At 65.3% G+C, this 15,972-nt stretch carries 14 protein-coding genes; 9 read left to right on the top strand and 5 right to left on the bottom strand.

Annotated features, from left to right (window positions below; genetic code table 11):
* The first annotated feature begins 257 nt into the window (after positions 1 to 257).
* From ACMGEZ_RS21455 to ACMGEZ_RS21425, 7 genes are all read left to right on the top strand, one after another.
* Positions 258 to 1,967 carry a hydantoinase B/oxoprolinase family protein gene (locus ACMGEZ_RS21455; RefSeq protein ID WP_436824352.1) on the top strand — a complete coding sequence of 570 codons (1,710 nt, stop codon included), beginning with the start codon at positions 258 to 260 and terminating at the stop codon, positions 1,965 to 1,967.
* On the top strand, positions 1,964 to 4,099 hold the full coding sequence (locus ACMGEZ_RS21450; protein ID WP_436824301.1) for a hydantoinase/oxoprolinase family protein: 2,136 nt from the start codon (positions 1,964 to 1,966) through the stop codon (positions 4,097 to 4,099). The genes ACMGEZ_RS21455 and ACMGEZ_RS21450 overlap by 4 nt, the downstream gene beginning before the upstream one ends.
* Positions 4,096 to 5,127, top strand: a complete 1,032-nt coding sequence (locus ACMGEZ_RS21445) for a phosphoglycerate dehydrogenase (RefSeq protein ID WP_436824300.1) — start codon at positions 4,096 to 4,098, stop codon at positions 5,125 to 5,127. Before ACMGEZ_RS21450 ends, ACMGEZ_RS21445 begins: the two co-directional genes overlap by 4 nt.
* 13 nt (positions 5,128 to 5,140) lie before the next feature.
* Complete coding sequence (locus ACMGEZ_RS21440) at positions 5,141 to 6,520, top strand: acyclic terpene utilization AtuA family protein (RefSeq protein ID WP_436824299.1); 1,380 nt, start codon at positions 5,141 to 5,143, stop codon at positions 6,518 to 6,520.
* On the top strand, positions 6,517 to 6,834 hold the full coding sequence (locus ACMGEZ_RS21435) for a DUF4387 domain-containing protein (RefSeq protein WP_436824298.1): 318 nt from the start codon (positions 6,517 to 6,519) through the stop codon (positions 6,832 to 6,834). The genes ACMGEZ_RS21440 and ACMGEZ_RS21435 overlap by 4 nt, the downstream gene beginning before the upstream one ends.
* Positions 6,835 to 6,896: 62 nt before the next feature.
* Positions 6,897 to 7,895 (top strand): Bug family tripartite tricarboxylate transporter substrate binding protein, encoded by a 999-nt coding sequence (locus ACMGEZ_RS21430; protein ID WP_436824297.1) that lies wholly within the window; start codon positions 6,897 to 6,899, stop codon positions 7,893 to 7,895.
* A gap of 37 nt (positions 7,896 to 7,932) precedes the next feature.
* Entirely contained in the window at positions 7,933 to 8,826 is an 894-nt protein-coding gene (locus ACMGEZ_RS21425) for a LysR substrate-binding domain-containing protein (protein WP_436824296.1), read from the top strand.
* Between the two features lie 24 nt (positions 8,827 to 8,850).
* Here ACMGEZ_RS21425 and ACMGEZ_RS21420 read toward each other — a convergent pair whose 3' ends face one another.
* The 3 genes from ACMGEZ_RS21420 to ACMGEZ_RS21410 form a co-directional block, all read right to left on the bottom strand.
* Positions 8,851 to 9,837: a Bug family tripartite tricarboxylate transporter substrate binding protein gene (locus ACMGEZ_RS21420; protein ID WP_436824295.1), complete on the bottom strand. Its 987-nt coding sequence runs from the start codon at positions 9,835 to 9,837 to the stop codon at positions 8,851 to 8,853.
* Positions 9,838 to 10,087: 250 nt separating this feature from the next.
* Complete coding sequence (locus ACMGEZ_RS21415) at positions 10,088 to 11,080, bottom strand: TerC family protein (RefSeq protein ID WP_436824294.1); 993 nt, start codon at positions 11,078 to 11,080, stop codon at positions 10,088 to 10,090.
* Positions 11,081 to 11,174: 94 nt separating this feature from the next.
* The gene (locus ACMGEZ_RS21410; protein WP_436824293.1) at positions 11,175 to 11,594 is read right to left on the bottom strand and encodes a hypothetical protein; all 420 of its coding nucleotides are present in this window, start codon (positions 11,592 to 11,594) and stop codon (positions 11,175 to 11,177) included.
* Between the two features lie 111 nt (positions 11,595 to 11,705).
* Between ACMGEZ_RS21410 and ACMGEZ_RS21405 the strand changes: the two genes are divergently transcribed.
* Together ACMGEZ_RS21405 and ACMGEZ_RS21400 are read left to right on the top strand one after the other, a co-directional pair.
* Complete coding sequence (locus tag ACMGEZ_RS21405; protein ID WP_436824292.1) at positions 11,706 to 12,587, top strand: LysR family transcriptional regulator; 882 nt, start codon at positions 11,706 to 11,708, stop codon at positions 12,585 to 12,587.
* Between the two features lie 546 nt (positions 12,588 to 13,133).
* Positions 13,134 to 14,159 carry a tyrosine-type recombinase/integrase gene (locus ACMGEZ_RS21400; protein WP_436824291.1) on the top strand — a complete coding sequence of 342 codons (1,026 nt, stop codon included), beginning with the start codon at positions 13,134 to 13,136 and terminating at the stop codon, positions 14,157 to 14,159.
* A 66-nt stretch (positions 14,160 to 14,225) separates the two neighbouring features.
* Here the strand turns inward: ACMGEZ_RS21400 and ACMGEZ_RS21395 are convergent, their stop codons facing one another.
* Positions 14,226 to 15,131 carry a ParB/RepB/Spo0J family partition protein gene (locus ACMGEZ_RS21395; RefSeq protein WP_436824290.1) on the bottom strand — a complete coding sequence of 302 codons (906 nt, stop codon included), beginning with the start codon at positions 15,129 to 15,131 and terminating at the stop codon, positions 14,226 to 14,228.
* On the bottom strand, positions 15,128 to 15,931 hold the full coding sequence (locus ACMGEZ_RS21390) for a ParA family protein (RefSeq protein ID WP_436824289.1): 804 nt from the start codon (positions 15,929 to 15,931) through the stop codon (positions 15,128 to 15,130). The genes ACMGEZ_RS21395 and ACMGEZ_RS21390 overlap by 4 nt, the downstream gene beginning before the upstream one ends.
* Positions 15,932 to 15,972: the final 41 nt, after the last annotated feature.

Raw genomic sequence — 15,972 nt, 5'->3', positions numbered from 1 at the left:
GCGATCAGGCACCGGCCCGGCTCAGGCATCTCCATCGCGCGGTCCGTGTGGTCCGGCGCGATCGGGTGCAAGACGCCCCGGCAAGTCGTGAGTGGTACCCAATGAAGTCTGTCGTTGGATGAGGTCCATAGGCCTCAACGCCCGGGAAAACCTACGGAAGTGAACGTCAAGCCGCGGCATGCGTTCGTCACCTAAATTTGTCGACACCGCGTCTGCGAAGCAGCTGCGGGCCATTCAAGAACCAAGGACGCAAGCCTATGCCCGGGACACCCCCCGCAGACCACCGTATAGACCCGGTCACGCTGGAGATCTGGTGGAGCCGCCTCGTTGCAATCGCCGATGAGGCCGCCACTACGCTCCTTCGCACCGCCTTCTCGACCATCGTGCGCGAATCGAAGGATTTCGCGACCGTGCTGATGAATCGCGAGGGCCAATCCATTGCCGAATCCACAGGAGGCATTCCCGCCTTTGCAGGCATCATCCCACGCACGGTCAAGGCCATGCTGGAGGAATTTGTCCCCGAAAGCTGGTGCGAGGGCGACGTGATGATCACGAACAACCCCTGGCTGGCTACGGGCCATTTGCCCGACATGGCGATCGTTACACCGATCTTCCATCAGGGCCGATTGATCGGCTTTGCAGGATCGGCGGCCCACTCTCCCGACGTCGGCGGCAACGGGACCGCCGCGAGCCGCGACCTGTACGAGGAGGGCGTCTGCATCCCGCCGATGCACCTGTACCGCGCAGGCCGTCGCAACGAGGACATGCTCAAGCTGTTTCTCAACAACGTGCGGGTGCCCGGGCAGGTTCTCGGGGATCTTGAAGCGCAGGTCACGGCCAATGAGGTCTGCCGCAGACGTACGCTGGAGTTTCTCGCAGATACCGGCCTTGAAGACCTACAGGTGCTGGGGCAAGCTGTGCATGCCCACTCCGAGCGGGCGATGCGCAAGGCAATCGCCGCGATCCCCGATGGCCGCTACGAGTCCGAGATCCGGGCCGACGGCATTCCCGGCCAGCCAACCCGCATCCATTGCGTCATCGAGGTTGAAGGCGACAACCTGACAGTGGACTACACCGGCAGTTCCGCGCAGGTCGCCGCCGGCATCAACTGCACGATGAACTACACCCAGGCGTACTCGGTGTATCCGCTCAAGTGCGCGCTGGATCCGCGCACGCGCCGCAACGAGGGATCCTACCGGCCCATCCGCATCATCGCACCCGAAGGCAGCATCCTGAACGCCCGCTACCCGGCAGCCGTCAGTGCACGCCATCTCTCGGGCCACTTGCTTTGCTGCGCCATCTATCAGGCCATGGCCCCCGCCATGCCGGGAAACGTGCTGGCCGACAGCGGCAGCGCTCCAGCCATGCGCATTCGCTTCAGCGGCAGCACACAGACATACGCGCCGTTCGCGCAACTGTTGTTCTCCAGCGGTGGAATGGGTGCCTCCCTCCATGGCGACGGCCTGTCGACCACCATGTTCCCCACCAACTCGGGCGCCGGCAGCGTCGAAGCGTTCGAGGCCGTTTCGCCGCTGCTTGTCCGTTGCAAGGAGTATCGCGAGGATTCGGGCGGCGCCGGACGGCATCGCGGCGGACTCGGTCAGCGATGCGAGGTGCACAACCTCAACCGCTCGCCGGTCCAGGTCACTCTGCTGGGCGACCGCGAGCACCATTGCGCACTGGGCCTTGCAGGCGGCCTGGCCGGCACGTCCGCTGCCGCCCTGCTGGGCAAGGAAGGCAAACCGCTCAACCTCAAGAGCCGCGTAAGTCTGCCGCCTGACGAGATGCTCACGCTCTTGTTCGCTGGCGGGGGCGGCTACGGCGAGCCGGCCGAGCGCAGCCGCGACGAGATCCGGCGCGACATCGCCCATGGCTTCGTCTCGCACGCGGCAGCGAAGCGGGACTACGGCTTCGACGAGGCGGCAGACACAGCGCAGCCATCCACCAAGCACAAGACTCTCACATGAACAAGCGTACTACACGAATCGGCGTGGACATTGGCGGGACCTTCACCGACCTCGTATTGCACGACGAGGCTCGAGGCATCACGCGCACCGGCAAGCGTGCGACGACGGCCGAACAACCCAGCCGTGCGATTGTCGAAGGCATCGAGCGCCTGCTGGCGGAGACCGGCACGAGCGCAGACCAGATCGCCGATATCGTGCATGGCACCACGCTCATCACCAACACCGTGCTCGAGCGTACGGGCGCCAAGATCGGCCTGCTTGCAACGGCGGGCTTGCGCGACGTGCTCGAGATGGGGCGTGAAAGCCGCTACGACGTCGATGACCTTTTCATGCAACCCGTGCCCGTGCTCGTTCCGCGCCAACTGCGTCGGGGGATCGGCGGGCGTCTACGGGCGGATGGCAGCGAGCACGAGCCACTGGACGAGCAGGCAGTCGCACAAGGAGTGCGTGCACTCGTGGAGGACTGCGGCATCGAGGCCCTGGCCATTGCGTTCATGCATGCATACCGCAACCCGGCACATGAGCGGCGTGCGCGGCAGATCGTGCAGGAGCTGTACCCCGACCTCCTCGTGAGCCTGTCGTGCGAGGTGGCGCCCGAGATCCGCGAGTACGAGCGCACCACGACGACCTGTGTCAATGCCTACGTACAGCCCAGGGTGCACGGGTATCTCGAGCGACTCGGCGGCGATCTCGCCGCCCTGGGATTCGCAGGGGATCTCTACATCATGCTGTCGGGTGGCGGCGTCACCACGGTTGACGACGCCAAGCGCTTTCCCGTACGCCTCATCGAGTCCGGACCGGCGGCAGGCGCCATGGCGGCCGCATTCATGGCGCGCCTCATGGGCGAGGAGCGTGTGATCTCCTTCGACGTCGGTGGCACCACGGCCAAGATGTGCCTGATCGAGCAAGGGCAGCCGCATATCAAGCACGACTTCGAAGCAGGACGGCTGCGCAAGTTCATGCAGGGCTCGGGCCTGCCGTTGAAGGTGACGGTCATCGACATGATCGAGATCGGCTCGGGTGGAGGATCGATCGCGGTGGCGGACCCCTCCGGACTCATGAAGGTCGGCCCGCGCAGCGCAAGCTCCGTCCCCGGCCCCGTATGCTACAGCCGGGGCGGCACCGAGCCGACTGTCACCGACGCCGACCTGCTGCTCGGCTACCTGAATCCGGAGTACTTCCTTGGCGGGGAGATGGCGCTCTCGCTGGACAAAGTGCGTCATGCCATCCAGGAGCGGCTGGCACGGCCCCTGGGATTGGACAACGAAAGCGCAGCCCGCGGCATCCAAGAGATCGTCAACGAAAACATGGCGGCGGCCACCCGCATGCACCTGGCCGAGAAAGGCAAGGATCCTCGCGCCTATACCCTGTTCGCCTTCGGCGGTGCCGGTCCGGTCCATGCCTATGCCTTGGCCAGGATGCTCAAGTTGCGCCGCATTGTCGTTCCGATGGGTGCGGGTGTGGTGTCCGCTCTCGGCTTCCTGGTGGCGGCACCTGCGGTAGATGAGGTGCGCGGCTACGTCACGGGGCTCGACGGCGCTGACTGGGCGCACGTCAACGCCATCTTTGCCGAGATGGAGCGTGACGCTGCCGCTATTTTGCGCGGCGCTGCCGGACGCGAGGCACAGATGTCCCTGCAGATGTCAGCCGACATGCGCTACCTGGGCCAGGGCTTCGAGATCACCGTGCCGATCCCGGCGGGGCCGCTGGGACCGCAGCATGCCGCGCAGATTCGCAAGTCCTTCCTGGAGACCTATGCCGAACGCTTCGATCGCGTCGTACGGGACGTCGACGTCGAGGTGATCAACTGGCGCCTCTCGGCCGCATTGCCTGCCCAGCACATCAGCCTGGCCCACCAGCCGGTAGATACGGTCGCCCGGCGTGGCGAACGCAAGGTCTTCTTCCACGGCTTCGGCAATGTCGTCACCCCTGTTTACGACCGCTATGCCCTCAAGCCGGGCATGCATCTGCAGGGCCCGGCGGTCGTGGAGGAGCGCGAGTCGAGTTGCAACTTCGGGCCGGATTGCAGTTTCAGCATCGATCGCCACTTCAATCTCATCATCGAGATCGATCCGACCTTCACCATTCCGGGCAGTTCCGAGGCGCCCCAGGCGGAAGAGCTACTCCAATGACGCAGGCACCGAAGGCCGCGCTGCATCGGGTGGTTGTGACCCAAAGCTTTTTCGACTCGGCCGCGCGCGACTATCTCCAGGCCCACGGCTGCGAGGTCGTGCAGGCCGAGCTGCCGGCCGGCCAGGCGGATGCCAATCTGGGCGAGTCTCGCCTGCTCGAGCTGCTGGACGGTGCGGCCGGCTGGATCGTGGGCCACGCCCGCGTGACCGACGCGCTTCTGGGCGGTCTTCCGCAGCTGCGGGTGATCGCCCGGCGCGGCGTCGGCTACGAGCGCGTGGACCTGGCGGCCGTGCGTCGCCATGGCATGGTTGCCACCATCGCCGCCGGTGGCAACGATGCGTGCGTCGCGGACCACGCCCTGGCACTGATGCTGGCCGTGTCGCACAGGCTGCGCGAGGGTCAGCGCCGGCTCGACGAGGGATCCTGGGCCATCCCGCTCGGCACCGACCTCTATCGCAAGACCGTGGGCGTTGTCGGCCTGGGCCGCATCGGGCGCGGCGTCGTGCAGCGGCTGCACGGATTCGAGTGCCGTCTCCTGGCCCATAGTCCCCACGTTGATGCGAGCTGGGCCGAGGCGAACGGCGTTTGCGCCGTCCCGTTGGAATCGCTGCTCGAGCAGTCGGATGTGGTGACGCTGCATGCCCCCCTCACGCCCCGTACGCACTTTCTGATCGATGCCGAAGCCATCGCGCGCATGCAGCCGAGCGCGATCCTGATCAATACCGCACGTGGGGGTCTGCTGGAAGACCGGCACCTGCTCAACGCGCTGGAAGCAGGCCGGCTCCGAGGCGCCGGCCTGGACGTGTTCGTCAGCGAGAGGGACACCAGCTACGCAGACGTTACGCGCGCATTGGTGGCGCGTTTCGACGTAGTGGCGTCGCCGCATTCGGGCGCCTCCACGCAAGAGGGCTTGAACAGGACGAACCGCATCGCGGCCGAGTGCGTGGTCGCTGTGCTTGAAGGCCGGTCTCCGCCGGCAGAGTGCGTGATCGCAGACGGTCGCGCCGCGACGCCCCCCTTTTTCTAACCAGGAGGCATGATTGAAAGCCGCAGTAAAAATTCTGGTCCCTTCCGGCGCGATCGGCGCCGGCGGAACCCGATCTCCCGAACCCTTCGAGCGCGGAGTGCGCGAGTGCCCGGACGTGATCGCAGTCGATGGCGGCTCCACCGATTCCGGCCCCTACTACCTGGGTTCGGGCGAGCCGAAGCCCCCGCGCGGCGCATTGCGCGCCGAACTGCGGCAGCTCATGATCGCACGCGCCGCACTCGGCGTTCCGCTGATCGTGGGCAGTTGCGGGACGTCCGGCTCCGACAATGGCGTGAATGTCATGCACGCGCTGTGCGAGGACATCGCCAGGGAACTCGGGCAGACCGTGCGCACCGCATGCATCTATAGCGAGCAGCCGGCGCAAACCATCAGGGCCGCGCTGCACGAAGGCCGCATCAGCGCCCTGCAGCCGGAACGTCCGATCAGCGAGGCGCTGATCAACCGCTGCTCGCGCATCGTGGCGGCAATGGGCGTAGAGCCCATCATCCATGCCCTTCGGCAGGGGGTGGACATCGTGCTGGCCGGGCGCGCGACGGACACCGCCCTCATGGCGGCAGTCCCGATCATGCGGGGCATGGCGGCCGGCGCCTCCTGGCATGCGGGCAAGATCCTGGAGTGCGGTGCCATGTGCACCACCAAGCCGGCTTCCGGCGCGGTGCTCGCCACGGTGGACGACACGGGCTTCACCATCCACGCGCTTGCTGAAGGCGGGCGTGCGACGCCGCGAACCGTGCTGGCGCACATGCTGTATGAGAACTCAAACCCCTATGTACTAATCGAGCCCGGCGGTGTGCTCGATGTGAGCGCCGCCAGCTATTCGGCGGTGGATGAGCGCAGCGTTCGGGTGGAGGGATCGACCTGGACACCCAGCAGTCGCTATACCGTCAAGCTCGAAGGTGCGGCTCCCGTCGGCTACCAGGGTGTGATCCTGAACACTTTGCGCTCACCGCGCTACAAAAGGCGATTCGACGAATGGATTGCCAGCCTCGAATCACGGGTCCGTTCGGCCATCGCGTCTCAGCTCGGACTCGAGGAAGAAGACTATCACCTGCAGTTCCGGGCCATCGGACGCAACGCCACTCTGGGGGAGATGGAAACGGCGATCGGCGAGCCGGTCGAGATCGGCGTCATGGGCATCGTGACCTCGCCAAGCCATGCTTGCACCAAAGAACTGCTTTCCATGCTGAATTCACCCATGCTGCATTTCCCCTTGTCCGACGACGAGGAGCTGCCTACGCATGCGTTCCCGTTCTCGCCGGCCACCATGGATCGGGGCCTGGTTTACGAATTCGTTCTCAATCATGTGATGACCGTGGACGATCCCCTGTCGCCTTTCCGTTTCAACTACGCCACTTGCGGAGTCGCGCCGTGAAGGTCACCAATACGGGCTACCACATCCGTTCCAAGAACGCGGGGCCGTTCTGGCTCACCATCGACATCTTCTGCGACGATGCTGACGTCTACCGGCGCATGTGCACCGAGCCGCTGCTGGCCCCCGACGCTCTGGGTCGTCTGCTGCGCACGTTGCCAAAAGACATCAAGACCTATCGTGTCGACGCCTTGAATGTCATCAAGGTCAGCCTGCCCAGACCGGTCGTCCAGGGTGCGCTGGAGGACAGGGATATGCACGGTGCTCAGTGGGCCAACCTGATACGCGAATCGCTCGAGGTCGCGTCGGCGTCCTAGCCAGGCCCTTTCCCTTGGGCGGGTGCAGGGTGCCCGCTGCCTCAAGAATCAGAGACATTCAGATGCGAAATCCTGTTGCGTTCAGCCACCGCCGCCGCATGCTCATGGCAGCCGGGGCAGGCCTGATGGTTCCTGCGCCAGCGCTTCACGCGCAGGAGGGCTATCCGTCCAAGCCGATTCGGCTGATCCTGCCCAACACGCCGGGGTCGTCAGTTGACACCATGTCGCGGCAGATCGCCGTGCCCATGTCGGCCAGCCTTGGGCAGCCCATCGTGGTCGAGAACTACGCCGGCTCCGGTGGGGTGATCGGCGTGCAGCAGATCCTGCGTGCTCCGAGAGACGGCTACGTGATGGGGGTCGTCTCCAATAATTTCAGCATCAGCGCCTATCTTTACAAGCTGCCCTACGATCCGGTCAAGGACATCGTGCCGATATCGATCCTGAGCAGTGGGCCATTGGTGCTGACCGTCAATCCAAGCCTGCCTGCTGGCACGTTGCAAGAGCTGATGTCGATCGCAAAGTCCCGAACGAACAAGACCTCGCTCACCTATGGCAGCGCCGGGTTGGGCTCCGTCCCTCACCTGGCGGGTGCGTTGCTGATGTCGCTGTCTGGCGTGGATCTCCTGCATGTCCCGTACAAAGGCATGAACACGTACATCACTGACCTCATCGGCGGGCAGATCGATATTGGCTTCATGCCCACGGCGGTCGCGGTCCCTATGGTAAGGAGGGCAAGCCTGCGCGCCATCGCTGTGACGAGCTCCCGGCGTGCCACCAGCTTTCCCGATCTGCCTACGATCGCCGAGGCCGGGCTGCCGGGCTATGAACTCGACGGTTGGCTCGCAGCGGTCGCAGCGGCGGGCACGCCGCCGGCTATCATCCGGCGGCTCAACAGAGCGATCGTGCACGCCATGCAATCCCCCGAGGTGATGAGGTACGCGAATGAGCAAGGCACCGAGATCGTCGGTAGCACCCAGGAGGAGGCGCAGCGCTGGTTTGCGCGCGACTTCGAGGTGTACGGCAGGCTTGCGCAGCGCATCGGCTTGAAGCCCGAGAACTGAGCCTGCCCGGGAATTGCGCCCGGAGGGCGTGCCAACGATGAAGCAACTTGAATTCACGACCCTGAAGCTCTTCGCGGCGGTGGCGGAGAGCGGTAGCCTTTCTTCTGCCGCTGACAAGTGCCACCTCACGGTGGCAGCGGTGAGCAAGCGCATCCGCGACCTGGAGCAGTCGAGCGGCAGTCAGCTCTTCTTCCGCCATGCGCGCGGAATGGCATTGACAGCCGCCGGTCACGCGCTCCTGCAACATGCGCGCGAGATCATTTTCAGCGTCGACCGAATGCAGGTAGAACTTCGGCACCTTGCACGTGGCGTGGTGGGCACCGTGCGCGTCGCGGCGACCGGATCGGCCGTGGCGCAGTTCCTGCCAGAAGATCTCAAACTCTTTGCCGACAGGCATCCCAACGTGGGTATAGACCTGACCGAGGCGACCACACAGGACGTGGTGGGCGCGGTAATCGAAGGACGGGTGGATATCGGGATCTTCTTCGGCCCGGTCGAGAATCCGGAGCTGGCCACGTACGACTACCGCAGGGACCGACTGTGCCTGGTGGTGCCACGTAGCCACGCCCTGGCAAGACACGCACACGTGCGCTTCGCTGATGCGCTGGAATACGACTTCATCGCCTTGGGTAGACGCAGTTCCATCGTTCAGATGCTGATGACCGAAAGTGCCGCCCAACTGAAGACACGCATACACGTGCAGAGCAGCGACGCGCTGTGCCGCATGGTCGGCGCAGGGTTGGGCATCGGCGTGTGCCCGCGTGAGGCAGCGCGCAACTATCGGCGGGCGACCGACATCAAGGTGGTCGAGTTGGACGAGCCTTGGGCTCAGCGCCAACTGCTGCTTGGTGTGCGTTCGAGCGAAGAGGGGCTGGCCGGTGCCGCACGCCTCTTTCTTGCCCATTGCCGCGATGCCGCTCTGGCGAAGTGAGAACCTGCGGGAGCTCTCGCACGGTCAGCTCTCGGGCTTGAGGCCGATGCGCCGCGCAAGCTTGCCATACACCTCGAAGTCGCGTGCGAACCAGCTCTGCGCGTCCGCTGCCGTGTTTGCCACGATCTGGCTTCCCTGCTCTTCCACGAACTTGGACATCTCTCTCGAGCGCAGGACACGGACGATCTCTGCGTTGAGCCGATCCACGATCTGAGCGGGCGTGCCCGCAGCGACGATGACGGCCTGCGACCCCCCGATGTCGTAACCGGGCAGTCCGGCCTCTGCAATGGTCGGCACATCCGGCAGGAGCTCGGACCGGCTCGCGGTAGAGACTGCCAGGGGGCGAAGGCTTCCTCTCTTGATCAGCGGTAGCGCCACCACAGGCGCAATGAATCCCGCTTCCAGCTGCCCCCCGAGCAGATCTGTGGTGAAGGTGTTCTGGCCCTTGTATGGCACATGCAGCATGTTGACCTCGGCCATCGTCTCCATCAGGGCTCCTGCCAGGTGTCCGAGCGTTCCCAGGCCGGCGCTGCCATAGCTGACGGTAGCGTTGGCAGGGCGCGACCTGGCCATGGCGATGAACTCGCGCAGGCTTCTTGCGGGGACCTTGGGATTCACTAGGAGCACCATCGGGCCGGTGGTGGTGATCGTTACCGGCACGATGTCCTTGACCGGATCGTAGGGAAGCTTGTAGAGATAGGGGCTGATGTTGAAGTTGTTGGCCACGACACCGATCGTGTAGCCGTCTCTCGGGGCACGCAGGATCTGCTGCACGCCGATGACTCCCCCCGATCCCGGTTGATTCTCGACCACGACAGGCTGTCCTACCGCCACAGCCAGCAATTGAGCGATCTGCCGCGACATGGCGTCGACGGACGAGCCAGGGGCATTCGGCAAGACCATGCGGATGGGCTTGCTCGGGTACGATTGCGCCGACAGTGCCGGCGCGCGCAGCGCTGAGGCGGCTCCTATGAGGAAGCTGATCTGACGACGGCGACGGGAGAAGGACATCGAAGGCAATGCTCCAGACGCAACGGTGGGGCACTCCTTGCCTTCGGAATCGGGTGTAGGGCTCTTACAGGCGGGCATATGCTGTGTCTCCATATGGTCCGGCTCAACACTCTTGCGCATGGCGGCCGGGGTTAGGATCACTGTACGTACGCTGTCGGTCCGAGGTTTGGTATTCGGTTGCCCTGGTTTTCCTGGACGTTAATGCCCCTGCCTGCGCGGCGCGCGCAGCCGCTGCACGATGGGCAGTGCGTCATGTGGACTCGGCGACAGCCGGCTGCCCGCGGGTCTTCCACACCGACACCAGCACACCACCGGCGATCAGGCCGAAGGTCACGCTCAACGAGATCACCGCCGGGATCTTGCCGATGATGCCCACCAGGAAGATCTTGCTGCCGATGAACACCAGCACCAGTGCCAAGGCGTACTTCAGGTACTTGAAGCGGTGGATCATCGCCGCCAGAGCGAAGTACAGCGCGCGCAGGCCCAGGATCGCGAAGATGTTGCTCGTGTAGACGATGAAGGGGTCGGTCGTGATCGCAAAGATGGCCGGCACCGAATCCACCGCGAAGATCAGGTCGACGAACTCCACCAGCACCAACGCCAGGAACAAGGGCGTCGCTGTGCGTTCCAGCTTGCCCGTCTTCGCGTCGCTCTCGCGGACCCAGAAGGCACTGCCACGTAGCCCCTCAGTCACGCGCATGTGCCGTTTCAGGTACTTGAGCAGCGGATTGTTCGCGATGTCGGGCACGTGGTCGGCAATGATCCACATCTTGACGCCGGTGAAGATCAGGAAGGCGCCGAACAGGTACAGCACCCAGCTGAACTGGCTCACCAGCGTCGCACCCAGGGCGATCATGATTGCGCGCAGCACGATCACACCCAGGATGCCCCAGAACAGCACCCGGTACTGGTACTGCCGCGGGATGGCGAAGAAGCTGAAGATCAGCGCGATGACAAAGACGTTGTCCATCGACAGCGACTTCTCGATCATGAAGCCGGTGTAGTAGTCCATGCCGCTTTGAGCACCCAGGTACCACCAGACCCAGGCGCCGAAGAGAAGTGCCACGCTGATGTAGCCGGCAGACAGCAGCAGGCTCTCGCCAACGCCGATTTCCTTTTCGTCCTTGTGCAGGACCCCGAGGTCGAAAGCCAACAGCGCGAAGACGATGCCGACGAAGGTGAGCCAGACCCAGGCAGGCTTGCCCATGAAGTCGGCTGTGAAGAAGGGAAGCAGGAAGTCCAAGACCACATCTTGCTTTCAGGTTCAGAGGATGTCCGAAGACGAGCCGTACCGACGGGTCGGCGGGCGTTCAATGGAGGCGATGAGGTCGGCGCAATCAGCCTGCCGGCGGCGGGGAGGCGGCGTTCGGGCGGGTACCGCCGCCCCCACGGCGGCGCAGGAGCGCGATGAGCAGGTGAAGCCCGGCACCCAGCAGCACGAGCAGCACGCTGCCGATGCCCCAGATCACCCATGTCGTCACGCTCAAGCCACCGGCCAGTGCGGGTGCGGCCTGCAGCATGCTGTCGACGACCCGTGCAAGGCCAGCCACCAGTTGGCTTGCCCACTGCGCGACTTCCGGCGGCACCCAGGATGCCAGCCAGCCAGGCAGGACCATGTTGCCGACGCTCGACGCAGCCCCGGAGAGCGCGCCCGCGTTCGACGCAGTCCAGAGAGCCACTGCATGCAGCGTCCAGGCGGCCAGGGACCAGATCGCGAGCAGAGCGACAACGAAGAACCAGCTGAGGGCGTAGAACATGATCGGACTTTCTGTGGTGGTTCGAACAAATGGGAGTTTGGGCATCGATCGGTTTCGGAAAAACCAGATCTGCACGAACTTAAACTTCGGTTTTTCCGAACCGGAGGGTGCATGCTGAACTACCGTCATCTCCACTACTTCTGGGTCGTCACCAAGGAAGGCGGATTCGCCCGCGCTGCCGAACGGCTTGACATGGCAGTGCAGACCATCAGCGCGCAGGTGCGCGAGCTGGAAAAGTCCCTCGGCCACCAGCTCCTCAAGCCCTCGGGCCGCGGCGTCGCCCTCACCGAGGCAGGCCAGGCCGCCTTCGCGCGGGCCGAGGAGATCTTTCAGCTCGGCCAAGGCATTCCCGACGAGGTCCGAGAAGCGGCCAGCGGGAAGGTGGCCCGGATGGCCGTCGGGCTCTCGGATGGCATCTCCAAGCTCGCCGCCCATGCGCTGCTGGAGCCCGTGCTGAGCACACCCAACCTGCGGCTCGTTTGCCATGAGGGCGAGTTCGAGCAGCTACTGAGCGAACTGGCGCTGCACCATTTGGACCTGGTGCTGGCCGGTCAGGCTGCACCGCGTAACCCCAACCTGCGCCTGACCAGCGAACGGCTCGTCGATTCGCCGGTCGAGTGGTACGGCCCTGCCCGGCTGGTCGGCAAGACCGAGCGCGACCGCTTTCCACACAGCCTCAACGATTTGCCCGTGCTGCTGCCCACCGGGCACTCGGCTCTGCGCCCAACGCTGGACCACTGGTTCGAGGCTCAGGGCCTGCGGCCCCACATCGTCGGCGAGTTCGAAGACAGTGCCCTTCTGGCCGTGTTTTCGGCCCGCGGACTTGGCGTGTTCCCGGTCAGTCGGCTCGGCGCGGACGGCGTCGGCCTGATGCGAGGACTTCGCATGCTGGGCACCAGCGACGGCGTGAAGGAGGAGATCCACGGCATCCGTTCGCGTCGTGGACAACACCACCCCGTGGTGACGCAGGTGATGGCTGCGGCACGGCCATGAATGCCGCTCGATCGCTCTGATCATTCAGGTGGCTGTGGACCGACCCCGGGGCTCTCTCTCTCTCTCTCTCTCTCTCTCCATCGACCAGCTCCCAATGGCGCCGCGACCTTCCCTCCCAAAGGCTTCGCCGTACGCCGCGTGGCCACCGGCCGGCGCAGCGGTCCCGAAACAGGCGCAACACCTTGCTTTGCCGCGCCGGCTCCGAGATCTCGGCCCTTGCTGAGGGACGGAGCTGTCATCGACGTTGCCCACTTGAAAACCTGTCTCGTCCCACCCGCCAGGAGCTCATCGCACAACATGCGAACGATCTGGAGGAGGAGCTGTGCCCCAGACCAAGTCCCCGCTTCGTGCCCAAATGCGTGAGATGCCGAACGGGGACCTGCACGGAAAGGACGTGTTAGTTTGCGAGTGCAACTCAGCCAACAACGAAGGCAACAAATATACTAACGGCGGACCGGATTACATCGGCCCACTGCCAAGCCAGCTGTCCTTTCAAATAGGCCAAGCTCAGCAAATTCACATCGCGCTGCCGTTAGTATATTTTTGATGCCCTCCCTTTCGCTCTTCGAAGACCCGCCGGCCGCCGCCCATCGCCTTGCATTCGAGGGATGGCTGCAGCAACAGCGCGCAGCTGGATTCCTGCGTCAGCCCTCGTCCATCCAGGTCTACCGAGACATGTGGGGCAGTTTCGAGAGCTGGTGTCTCGGCCAGTCCCCGGCGGTGACGTTGACCTCGCTAGATGGACGGGACCTGTCGGCGTTCCAGGCCGCTCGCTTCGGCATGAAAAGCGCCGACCTGTCGCTCTCCCCGCGCCATGCGCTACGCCTGCTGCGCCTGATCGATCGCGTGCTGCACCACCATGCCGCCGAGACCGGCGCTGCGGTCAACACGGCCGCGAGCGACTGGATCGACGCCCACCCGGAGATCCGCTACGCGGAGGCCGCGCATGCCGATCCCCTGCCGGAATTCCTGTCCGTGACAGAGGCCAGGCACCTGATCACCTTCCTGTCGCATGCACGACCGCGCCAGGGCGCCTCGGCCGCCCGACGCAACGGCCACGCCGCCTTCACCTGGCAGCAGCTGCGCAACCGCAGCGCCGTCGCGCTGCAGCTCGGCGCCGGACTCACGCCCGGGGACGTGCGGCTGCTGCGCCTCGACGCACCCACCGTGCGTGGCGGGCGCCTGCGCGAGCGCCCCTGGAAGGTGGCAGTGCCTGGCAACGGCAATTCGCCGGCTCGCGAGACGCCGGTCGCACCATGGGCCGGCGAACTGCTGCACCACTGGCTGCAGGTGCGCGCCGAAGCCGGCATCGCCGGCGAATTCCTGTTTCCGTCCACCCGCAGCGGCAAGCCGTGGAGCAAGCAGTCGCAGTACAACGCCGCGCGCGAGGTCCTCGAGGAAGCAGGCCTGGACAGCACCGAAGGCGGCTCCTTTCGCCTGCGGCACACGTTCGCACTGCGACAGCTGCGCCGGGGCTCGTCCCCCGCAGATGTCGCGCGGTGGCTCGGCGTCGAGATCGATGCGATGACAAAGTACGAGCGCTTGCTGATGGCACCGGTGGACGTGATCTAGCAGAGCCGGCAACGCGCTGCCTTGCAGAATGCGGCAGCGGCCTTCTGACCACCACCATCTGCGCTCCTAATCCTCCGACGCCCAGCAGACCGGCCGCAGCTCCGTCAGCGGCAACAGGCAGCACGTGCCATCGCCGAAGCGGACCTCCCCGACGTCGCTGTCGCGCGCCTTGAGCCGCAGCGATCCGCGCCGACCGGCGTGCTCGACGATGAGCACGGTGCGCCCGCCGCTCGAGACCCTGCCAGGCGCGCTGCCACGCTGCATCGGAGCTTCGCCTGCATGTCCGCGCGCGACGCTGCGGCCCAGCAGCTCGTCGAGCGCGGCACGGCGCAACGCACCGCCGCCGGAAAGCAGCGCTTCCACATCGTCCGGCCGCGAACGGGCCACGGCCGCCAGGCGGTATAGCACCCGCATGTCCCCGCCAATTCTTCCCTCCTCGATCGCCCGCCGAAGCGATGCCGGTGCCTCGACCAGACTTGCCGCCTCGGTGACGAAGGAGCGCGACTTGCCCAAGCGACGGGCGATCTCCGCACGCGCGTGCCCCTGGGCTTCCCGCTCTGCGATGAACGCAGCGAGATCCAACGGCGACATGTCCTCGCGGTGCAGGTTCTCCGCCGCCTGCGCGAACGGATCGAGACGTTCATCGAGGAAGGCGGGTATCGCAGCGAGCCCTGCCAGGCGCGCCGCACGCACCCGGCGCTCCCCGCGGTTGACGATGAACCGCCCTTCCCGCTTCGTGTCCCGCCTCAGCGACACGGGCTCGAGCACGCCATGCTGGCGAATCGATTCGGCAAGTTCCTCGATGCTGCGGCCCCGCAGCCGACGGCGCGGCTGCAAGGGATCGAAGTCGATCCGATGCAGCGCCACCTGCATCGGCGAGCCGCCGTTCGCGGACGGCGCGCCTTCCGCAAGCAGGTCCGCCGCCTTGAACTGCGAAAGCACACTCAGGTCCAGCTCGGGCGCCGGGTTCATGCGAGCGGCTCCGCAGCGCGCGGGATGGGATCCGCTGCGATCACGCGTTGGTGGAGGAGCTCGAAGGCAGCCATCACCTCCAGGCTCGCGTCGCGCGCCGCAGTTTTCGGCAGGCGCCAGACGGGCACGCCCGAGGCGAGCGCCTCGGGAATCGCCGATCGTGTCGAGATGCGTGCCGGGATGACGAATTCCGCGAAGCCCAGCGCCAAATGCTGCAGCGCAGCCTTCTGCCGCTGCGAATGGGCATTGAAGCGATTCAGAAGAATGCCCGCCAGCCGAAGCCGAGGGTTGTAGCGTTTGCGAACACCGAAGATGGTCTTGAGCATGTCCGCCATTCCGTCGATGCTGTACGCCTCCAGCTCGATCGGGCAGGCGACTGCGTCTGCGCCGATCAACGCCGCGCTCATGCGCAGGCCCAAAGCGGGAGGGGTGTCCACCACCACCGCGTCGAAGCGCTGTACCGCCTGCAGCAGACAGCCGCGGAATGCAGGAATGACCTCGTCAGGTGGCTCAAGCTCGATCCCCGCCAGGTGCCTGCTGCCGGGCACCAGCACGATCCGCTGGGCGTCCTCCGTCGCGCCAAGGGCCTGCGGCACACGCGCCTGCGAGCGAAACAACTGGGCTGACTCGATGTCGGTCGCGAACCTCGCGAGCGACTTGGAACTGTTGGCCTGGGCATCGAGGTCGATCACGCACACGGACTGCTGCTGCAGGTCCGCCAGCCAGTAGGCATAGAGGACCGCCAGTGTCGACTTCCCGACGCCGCCCTTGTGGTTGCCGAAGACGATCACCTTGCCCATCCACTGCTCCTTGCCCGCAGCACCAGAGGTATTACCACCAC

Origin of the sequence: Variovorax stachyos, from assembly GCF_051400855.1 — a bacterium.
Classification (GTDB): Bacteria; Pseudomonadota; Gammaproteobacteria; order Burkholderiales; family Burkholderiaceae_C; genus Variovorax.
The sequence above is the reverse complement of the archived record's forward strand: the minus strand, read 5'-3'. Positions and strand labels throughout refer to the sequence as shown.

Bases quoted from the DNA above. Each gene is read 5' to 3' on its own strand.
- ACMGEZ_RS21450 (WP_436824301.1), top strand. From the start codon at position 1,964: ATGAACAAGCGTACTACACGAATCGGCGTGGACATTGGCGGGACCTTC.
- ACMGEZ_RS21405 (WP_436824292.1), top strand. From the start codon at position 11,706: ATGCTGAACTACCGTCATCTCCACTACTTCTGGGTCGTCACCAAGGAA.
- ACMGEZ_RS21430 (WP_436824297.1), top strand. From the start codon at position 6,897: ATGCGAAATCCTGTTGCGTTCAGCCACCGCCGCCGCATGCTCATGGCA.
- ACMGEZ_RS21410 (WP_436824293.1), bottom strand. From the start codon at position 11,594: ATGTTCTACGCCCTCAGCTGGTTCTTCGTTGTCGCTCTGCTCGCGATC.
- ACMGEZ_RS21400 (WP_436824291.1), top strand. From the start codon at position 13,134: ATGCCCTCCCTTTCGCTCTTCGAAGACCCGCCGGCCGCCGCCCATCGC.
- ACMGEZ_RS21425 (WP_436824296.1), top strand. From the start codon at position 7,933: ATGAAGCAACTTGAATTCACGACCCTGAAGCTCTTCGCGGCGGTGGCG.
- ACMGEZ_RS21420 (WP_436824295.1), bottom strand. From the start codon at position 9,837: ATGTCCTTCTCCCGTCGCCGTCGTCAGATCAGCTTCCTCATAGGAGCC.
- ACMGEZ_RS21455 (WP_436824352.1), top strand. From the start codon at position 258: ATGCCCGGGACACCCCCCGCAGACCACCGTATAGACCCGGTCACGCTG.
- ACMGEZ_RS21390 (WP_436824289.1), bottom strand. From the start codon at position 15,931: ATGGGCAAGGTGATCGTCTTCGGCAACCACAAGGGCGGCGTCGGGAAG.
- ACMGEZ_RS21445 (WP_436824300.1), top strand. From the start codon at position 4,096: ATGACGCAGGCACCGAAGGCCGCGCTGCATCGGGTGGTTGTGACCCAA.
- ACMGEZ_RS21395 (WP_436824290.1), bottom strand. From the start codon at position 15,131: ATGAACCCGGCGCCCGAGCTGGACCTGAGTGTGCTTTCGCAGTTCAAG.